Raw genomic sequence first — 7,770 nt, forward strand, 5'->3', positions numbered from 1 at the left:
TTAGTATCAGTTAAGTTTACAACAAATTTATATTAAGTGTAGTTATCTCATTAAAAACTTTGCATTTTAATAAGATATTGTCAATAAACGTATCTAAAAGTCTATTTATCGCTTTTAATTCACTTTTAAATAGCGCCTTGTTAGTCTTCTTTACACACTAAGTTATCTTTATGAGCCATTATGAAAAAGCTATTAGCGCTGTCTATTTTAGCCGCATGTTCTGCCCCTACGTTTGCTGATGTAAATTATTCATTAAACATTTCTCAGCCACAGCACCACTTAGGTAATGTTACGGTAGAGTTTCCCAAAACGGCACAAGCGCATTTAGACATTAAATTACCTGCATGGCGCACTGGGCGTTACGAAATATTAAATTTAGCCAATGGGGTGCGTTACTTTGATGCAAAAGACAGTACGGGTAACCCCCTAAAGTGGGAAAAAATTGATCACAGCACCTGGCGTGTACATTTAAATAAGCCAACTAAAGTTAACTTAGCATATCAAGTATACGCAAATGAGCTTGGCAAACGTGCGCGCCATATTGATGACAGCCATGCATTTATTGATGCATCAGGCTTTTTTATGTTTAGTGACTCATTTCGCCAAGAACCCGTTACGATTAATTTAGAGGTGCCTAAACAGTGGCGCTCTGTTTCTGGAATGAAAAATAACAAAGGTAAAAATACATTTAAGGCGGCAGATTATGACGTACTTGTAGATTCACCAATCGAGACAGGTATTAACCAATTACACACCTTTAAAGTTGATGGCCGTGAATACGATTTAGTTATATGGGGCGATGGTAATTATGATGTAGAGCTCATGCTAACGGATCTAAAAAAGTTAGTGGCTACTGGCAATGTTATTTGGGATGGCTACCCGTATGAACGTTATGTATTTATGGTGCATGCAACATCGGGAGCGGGTGGTGCTACTGAGCATTTAAATTCGACTATAATTCAGCGTCCGCGAGACCGATTTGCTAAACGCGAAGATTACTTAGCCTTTATAAGCACTGCGGCGCATGAATTTATTCATACTTGGAACGTTAAAGCATACCGCCCAGCGGGCCTTACACCTTACGATTACACCAATATGAATTACTCTAAATTACTTTGGATAGCAGAGGGCTCAACCAGCTATTTCGAAGATCATTTATTAGTGCGTTCAGGCATTCAAAGCACTGATGAGTTTTTTAACCTACTGAGTAAAACAATTAATCGTCATTTACAAACACCTGGTCGCGAAGTACAAAGCGCCAGCGAAACCAGCTTTGATAAGTGGATAAACCAAGGCGGGGACCACGCGCGTAATTACTCTACTAACATTTATTCAGAAGGCTCATTGTTATCACTTGCTTTAGATATTGATTTACTAGAAAAAAGCCAAGGTAAAATAAGTTATCGCGATGTACACAAGGCACTTTATAAGCAACATAAATTACCTGCAGGTTTTACTTCTTTAGATGTACTCAATATTTTAAAAGACCTAACCGGGCGTGATTACAACACTTGGTGGCAAACTAATGTCGACTCGCCAGTTTCACTAAATTTTGACGAGTTACTCAATAAAGTAGGTTTAACATTTGAGCGTCCAGAAAAAGCGAAAGCCTTAGCTAGTATAGATGCTGTGGCAAAAAATACCGGCCAACTCCTTACGCTTTCGCATGTTAAACGCGGTGGCAGTGCATGGCAGGCAGGCTTAACAACAGATGATAAAATTGTTGCTATTAATAAGCATCACGTTGGTAAGGATTTAACCAGCAGCCTAGAAATGTATAAAGTAGGGGATAAAATTACAATTGATTATATTCGCCGCGATGCACTTGCTAGCACCAGTTTAGTTTTATCAGAAGATTTTGATAAACCTAAAAAGGTGATTGCTAATAAGCAAGCATCGAGTGAACAAAAGGCGTTGTTTAAAGCATGGATAGGTGTTGAGCATCCTAATAACGCTAAAAAAGATTAACATTAATGAGTTAAAAACTAATAACTAAAAGGAGCAACGGCTCCTTTTTATTTTTACACTCTTATATTGCCGCATTACCTAAAAGCATTTATTCGCTCCTTTAAGTGTTAATTTAATTATTTCGTTCTATTATAAATATTAAGTATTATTTATTAATTGATCAGAATGAAATCTAAAAATAATATACATACTTTAGCTCACCAATATGTTGTTAATGACCCATTACATCAATTATTTGATGCTGTGAATGCTATTTCTGTACAGGGGTATGATGAACAACGCCGTGTTATTTATTGGAATAAAGGCAGCGAAGTGCTTTATGGTTATACGAATGTTGAAGCAACAGGTAAAAAGCTTGAAGATTTAATTATACCAAGTGATTTACGAGAGGCCGTGGTTGCTGGCCACGGAAATTGGATTAATAATGGCATAGAAATTCCTGCAGCAGAGCTAACTCTTCGTGATAAAAATAATAATGATGTTTCGGTGTTTTCAAGCCATGTAATGTTTATAAATCAATATGGCATTAAACAAATGTATTGATATTGACTTAACCGATGTTAAACAGGCGCAAGAACAGGCTATGTTCAGAGAGAAAATGTTGGAAACAATATTTGAGGCTATTCCTGATCTATTTTTTGTAATGCAAGAAGATGGCAAAATCCTTGATTATCAAGCCAGTAGCAGTAGTAGCAGTAATCTTTATGCTTTACCTCAGCAATTTATTGGTAGCAGTATGTTTGATTTATTACCAGACGATGTTAGCAGTAAGTTTAGAAAGAATATTTCCCAAGCCTTAAGCCAAAAACAGATGGTGAGCTTTCAATATGAATTAACCATGCCATTGGGAGTTGTGTACTTTGAGGCAAGAATTAACCATGTTTCTCAATATCAGCAAGTTATGGTTATTATTCGAGATATTACCGAGCAGCACAAGGCAGAAGAGCTGATCCGTAAACAAGCTTATTATGATAATTTAACCTCATTACCTAACCGCTTTTTAGCACTTGACCGACTATCGCATATGCTTTTTGAAGCACAAAGAAACAAGGGGCATGTGGCTGTACTTTTTATTGATTTAGATAACTTTAAAAAAGTAAATGACTCGTTTGGCCATGAACTAGGCGATAAGCTACTGGTTAAATCAGCTGCAAGATTACAGCAAGTCATTCGCAAAGAAGACACCATAGGGCGTTTAGGAGGAGATGAATTTATTGTACTATTGCGGGGTATTAATAGTCATTATAACGCAATATGTATTGCAGAAAAGCTACTGAAAAGTTTTACCTCGCCATTTAAAATTGAAGGGAGAGAACTTGTACTCACTATGAGTATTGGGGTTGCTATGTACCCCGAAAATGGCGATACAGCGTCTGATCTTTTACGCAATGCAGATACGGCAATGTATCAAGCAAAAGCCTTGGGACGTAACAGTTACTCGTTTTTTACTCCACAAATGAACGTAGTAATTCAGCGTCGCCTTGCGATAGAGGAGCAGATGCAAGGTGCGTTACAGCGTAATGAATTTGAACTATATTACCAACCGCAGTTAGATGTTAAAAATAAACATGTTACCGGCGCGGAAGCTTTGCTACGTTGGTATAACCCAGTGCTGGGGAATATACCGCCCGATGAATTTATTCCAATAGCCGAGCATAATGGGTTGATTATCCCCATTGGGAAGTTTGTTATTAAGCAAGCCTTACAGCTTTTAAAAAAATGGCAAAATCAGTGCCTTAATAAAGGGCAACACCATAAATATACTATGGCTGTTAATTTATCCCCAAGTCAATTTAGAGACACAGCGCTACTTAGTTTTATAAAAGACACTCTTAGCGAGCTAGATGTAAAGGCTAAATATTTAGAGTTAGAAATTACCGAAGGGGTGTTAATGAATGCTAAATTGAATATAAATGACACCTTGCAAGAAATAACTAAATTGGGCATAAAGCTATCAATGGATGACTTTGGTACTGGGTATTCATCATTAAGCTATTTAAGGCAGTACCCTTTTAATGTTTTAAAAATAGATCGCATGTTTATTAATGGCATTACATCCAAAAAAGAAGACTGTAATTTAGTCAAAGCAACTATAGCCATGTCGCATAGCTTAGGGTTAACCGTGGTTGCAGAGGGAGTGGAAACGAAAGAGCAGCTTGTTTTACTTGGTGAGTTAAATTGTGATTTTGTTCAAGGTTACTATTTTAGTAAGCCATTACCTGAGGAGTTGTTATTGGATTTTTCACCAAGGTTTTTATAAATAATCACATATTATATAAAGTAGTTATAAGTAAATACAAAATATAGCTGCCTCAGTTTGCTATTAACGCTATATATGAAGGTTTATAGGCCACATTGTAACAATTTATTACCACGGTATTGACCTGCATAATACTTCACGAGTAACCTGTTATAGAAACAATAAAAAGGACTCTATAATGCGTTTAACACCTCTTGTCGCTACAATAGCATCAACTTTAGCAATTACACTCTCAAGCACTGCAATTGCAGATGAAGGCATGTGGCAACCACATCAGCTTCCAGAATTAGAATCAATATTAAAAGCCAAAGGGCTTGAAATAGATGCTAAATCTATTTCAAAATTAACCGAATTCCCGATGAATGCGGTAATTAGCTTAGGTGGTTGTACGGCATCATTTGTATCGCCAAAAGGTTTGGTGGTAACAAACCATCACTGTGCTTATGGCTCTATTCAATACAACTCAACAACCGATAATAATATTTTAGAAAATGGCTTTTTAGCTAAAACTCCAGCGCAAGATTTACCCGCAGCTCCTGGCTCTCGTGTTTATGTTACTAAAACCGTAACTAACGTTACCGACAAAGTAATTAAAGACACTCAAAAGTTAAGTGCTAAAGCACGCTACGATGCCCTTGAAAAAAATGAAAAAGCACTGGTGGCTCAGTGTGAAGCCGATGAGAGCTATCGTTGTAATGTGTATTCGTTTCATGGTGGCTTAGAGTATTACCTCATTAAGTCGCTAGAAATAAAAGATGTACGCCTAGCATACGCTCCCGCTATGGGCGTAGGTAAATATGGCGGTGATATAGACAACTGGATGTGGCCGCGCCATACCGGCGACTTTGGTTTTTACCGTGCGTATGTAGGAAAAGATGGTAAACCAGCACAGTACAGCGAAGATAACGTACCTTATGAACCCGATTCTTACTTAAGTGTAAGTGCTAAAGGTGTGCAAGAGGGCGAGTTTGTAATGGTAACAGGCTATCCAGGGCGTACTAACCGTTACCGTATTGCTGCAGAAGTAGATAACGTATTTAACGACAGCTATCCTAAAGCGCGTGAACATAATTCAAAATACGTAGCACTTATTGAAGAAAACGCAGAGGACGGCAGTAAAGCGCGTATAGCTTACGAAAGCACTATTGCAGGTTACAATAATTACATTAAAAACTATGGCTCAATGATAGAAAGCTTTAAAAAAGGCACCATGTTTGAGCGCAAAAAACAGTTTGAGCAAGAACTAACTCAATGGATTAATAGTGATAAAACACGCAAGCAGCAATATGGCGATGTTTTAAATGAGCTATCGGCATTAGTAGCGCAATCGCAACTGCATAGCGAGCGCGATCGTATGTTAGGTTATGTACACAGATCACAAATGATCAGTACCGCTCGCAGCTTATACCGTTTAGCGTATGAGCAACAAAAGCCAAATGCAGAGCGAGAGTCTGGATACCAAGAGCGTGACTTACCGCGCATTAAAGCTGGGCTTGAGCGTATGACGCGTCGCTTTGATGCCAATGTAGATAAAGCTATTTTACTGCACTTTTTAGAGCTTTATGCCGCACTTCCGAAAGAAGAGCGCTTTAGCGAGGTTGATAAGGCATTTAAACTACAAAATGGTTTTGATAAAGCGAAACAAAGTGCATTGCTTGAGCAAATGTATACTAAATCAACACTTGATAACGAAGTTGTACGCAATTCATTGTTTGAGCAATCGTTTAGCCAGCTAAACCAAAGCCAAGACCCATTTATGCAATACGCTAAAGCGATATTTGCAGTAATGAAAACTGAAGAAGATAAATCAAAAGCACTTGCAGGCAAGTTACAAGCTGCTCGCCCACAATTAATGAGCGCTATTATTGCCTTTAATAAAGCACAAAACAAGGCCGTATATGCAGATGCAAATAGCACGTTACGAGTAACTTACGGCACGGTAGGTGGCTACTCACCACAAGATGGTTTAGTGGCAACACCGTTTACGTCATTAGAAGGTTTACTGGCTAAAAATACCAATGTAGAGCCATTTAATGCACCTAAAAAGCTACAACAGCAAATTAAAGCGAAACTTTACGGTGATTACACCGGCGGCATGAACACAGTACCTGTTAACTTTTTATCAAACGTAGATACAACCGGCGGTAACTCAGGCTCGCCAACACTCAATGGTAAAGCCGAGCTGGTGGGTTTATTGTTTGATGGCGTATATGAAAGCATCATTGGCGATTGGGATTATAACCCAGAACTAAATCGCTCAATTCACGTAGATTCTCGTTACATGCTATGGGTAATGGACAAGGTAGATAATGCCCAAAATTTATTAGATGAAATGAAAATAGTAAAATAAGTTAAGCGTAAAAATAAAGCCGAACCTTTATTTTAGCTGAACTTTATAGCAAATAATAAAATGCCACTTGTTATTAACAGGTGGCATTTTTATATTAAAGAATGAGAATGGAGATTAAATTGTGAGCTATAATTTAAGCACAACACTTTTTATACTTTTTACCACTACCGCATAAACAAGGAGAGTTACGCTCAGGGACTTTATCGAATACTTGCGGTGTAGACTTAACCAGCGCGAATTCAAGCTCTCTTATATCTTCATCACTTTGAGTATTAAGCTCTACTGTAGCAAATAACTTATGTTCTTGTACTATTGCTTCTACTTCTAACTTGCGTTGTGGTGAATTAACCACTAACGATAATGGATGAAGCTCGCTGCCCACTTTTTCATTGCGCTTAGGACTAAAACCGTTACTGTTATTTTTACCCATTATATCGGGCTTACCCATAAAGAAAAATTTAGACATTATACTTATATAACCGTTCTACATTATTTAGACGGCGTATCCTAACAGCTTAGACATAATATAACTAAGATGTACGCACTATTAGCCAATTTAAATAGTGAAGTTAAAAGTAGCGTCAATAAGTATAACGACCTATCAAACTATCAAACTATCAAACTATCAATATTAAACTAAGCACTTAAATTAAAAGTGAGCATACCCATGGAAAGTTTAAAAATTGGATTATTAATATCGGCAAGTATTATTATACTTATTGGTTATTTACGCATTATTACAGATGAAAAAGGTAATTTGACATCCTCCACCACCTCGCCAAGCGCCTGAAAAAGTTCAGAAAAGGAGGGGGATTCCGATTAGTTTAAAACCATCGGGGCCTTGTGATCACTCATAAGGCAAGTTCCTGCTTCAACAAGCTGACTAATGTCAATCTCTCCACAGGCTAGAACGCGATGACCTCGCGCTAAAATATTTAATGCGCCAACATGATCCGCATTATCTTGATAACCGCACTTCGCACATTCAAACTTAGACTGCGTTAATCGGTTATCTTTTGATTGATGACCACACGCCGGACACGTTTGACTGGTATGTTTCGGATCAACAAAAATAACCTGACCGCCGAGCCAATCCTGCTTATATTTCAGCATCCCTTTAAACATTCCCCATCCTTGATTGAGAATGACGCGGTTTAAGCCAGATTTTTGTTTCACCATTTTTCCATGCTGC

At 37.8% G+C, this 7,770-nt stretch carries 5 protein-coding genes and 1 pseudogene; 4 read left to right on the plus strand and 2 right to left on the minus strand.

The annotated features are described in order from the left end of the window. The first annotated feature begins 180 nt into the window (after nt 1-180). From AAEZ22_RS07105 to AAEZ22_RS07115, 3 genes and pseudogenes are all read left to right on the plus strand, one after another. The gene (locus AAEZ22_RS07105) at nt 181-1,968 is read left to right on the plus strand and encodes a M61 family metallopeptidase (protein WP_352296665.1); all 1,788 of its coding nucleotides are present in this window, start codon (nt 181-183) and stop codon (nt 1,966-1,968) included. A gap of 165 nt (nt 1,969-2,133) precedes the next feature. Beyond that, nucleotides 2,134-4,228 (plus strand): annotated as a pseudogene (locus AAEZ22_RS07110) (sensor domain-containing protein). A 178-nt stretch (nt 4,229-4,406) separates the two neighbouring features. Beyond that, nucleotides 4,407-6,578 carry a S46 family peptidase gene (locus AAEZ22_RS07115; RefSeq protein ID WP_197182331.1) on the plus strand — a complete coding sequence of 724 codons (2,172 nt, stop codon included), beginning with the start codon at nt 4,407-4,409 and terminating at the stop codon, nt 6,576-6,578. Between the two features lie 133 nt (nt 6,579-6,711). Here AAEZ22_RS07115 and AAEZ22_RS07120 read toward each other — a convergent pair whose 3' ends face one another. Continuing rightward, entirely contained in the window at nt 6,712-7,044 is a 333-nt protein-coding gene (locus AAEZ22_RS07120) for a PBPRA1643 family SWIM/SEC-C metal-binding motif protein (protein WP_011330099.1), read from the minus strand. Nucleotides 7,045-7,245: 201 nt separating this feature from the next. Between AAEZ22_RS07120 and AAEZ22_RS07125 the strand changes: the two genes are divergently transcribed. Beyond that, nucleotides 7,246-7,368, plus strand: a complete 123-nt coding sequence (locus tag AAEZ22_RS07125) for a hypothetical protein (protein ID WP_269435620.1) — start codon at nt 7,246-7,248, stop codon at nt 7,366-7,368. 29 nt (nt 7,369-7,397) lie between these two features. Here AAEZ22_RS07125 and AAEZ22_RS07130 read toward each other — a convergent pair. Then, a partial coding sequence (locus AAEZ22_RS07130; RefSeq protein WP_352296669.1) for an RNA-guided endonuclease InsQ/TnpB family protein occupies nt 7,398-7,770 on the minus strand: 373 nt, incomplete at its 5' end.

The organism is Pseudoalteromonas sp. 20-MNA-CIBAN-0454 (genome assembly GCF_040308685.1).
Taxonomy (GTDB): domain Bacteria; phylum Pseudomonadota; class Gammaproteobacteria; order Enterobacterales; family Alteromonadaceae; genus Pseudoalteromonas; species Pseudoalteromonas nigrifaciens.

Bases quoted from the DNA above. Each gene is read 5' to 3' on its own strand.
- AAEZ22_RS07105 (WP_352296665.1), top strand. From the start codon at position 181: ATGAAAAAGCTATTAGCGCTGTCTATTTTAGCCGCATGTTCTGCCCCT.
- AAEZ22_RS07115 (WP_197182331.1), top strand. From the start codon at position 4,407: ATGCGTTTAACACCTCTTGTCGCTACAATAGCATCAACTTTAGCAATT.
- AAEZ22_RS07120 (WP_011330099.1), bottom strand. From the start codon at position 7,044: ATGTCTAAATTTTTCTTTATGGGTAAGCCCGATATAATGGGTAAAAAT.
- AAEZ22_RS07125 (WP_269435620.1), top strand. From the start codon at position 7,246: ATGGAAAGTTTAAAAATTGGATTATTAATATCGGCAAGTATTATTATA.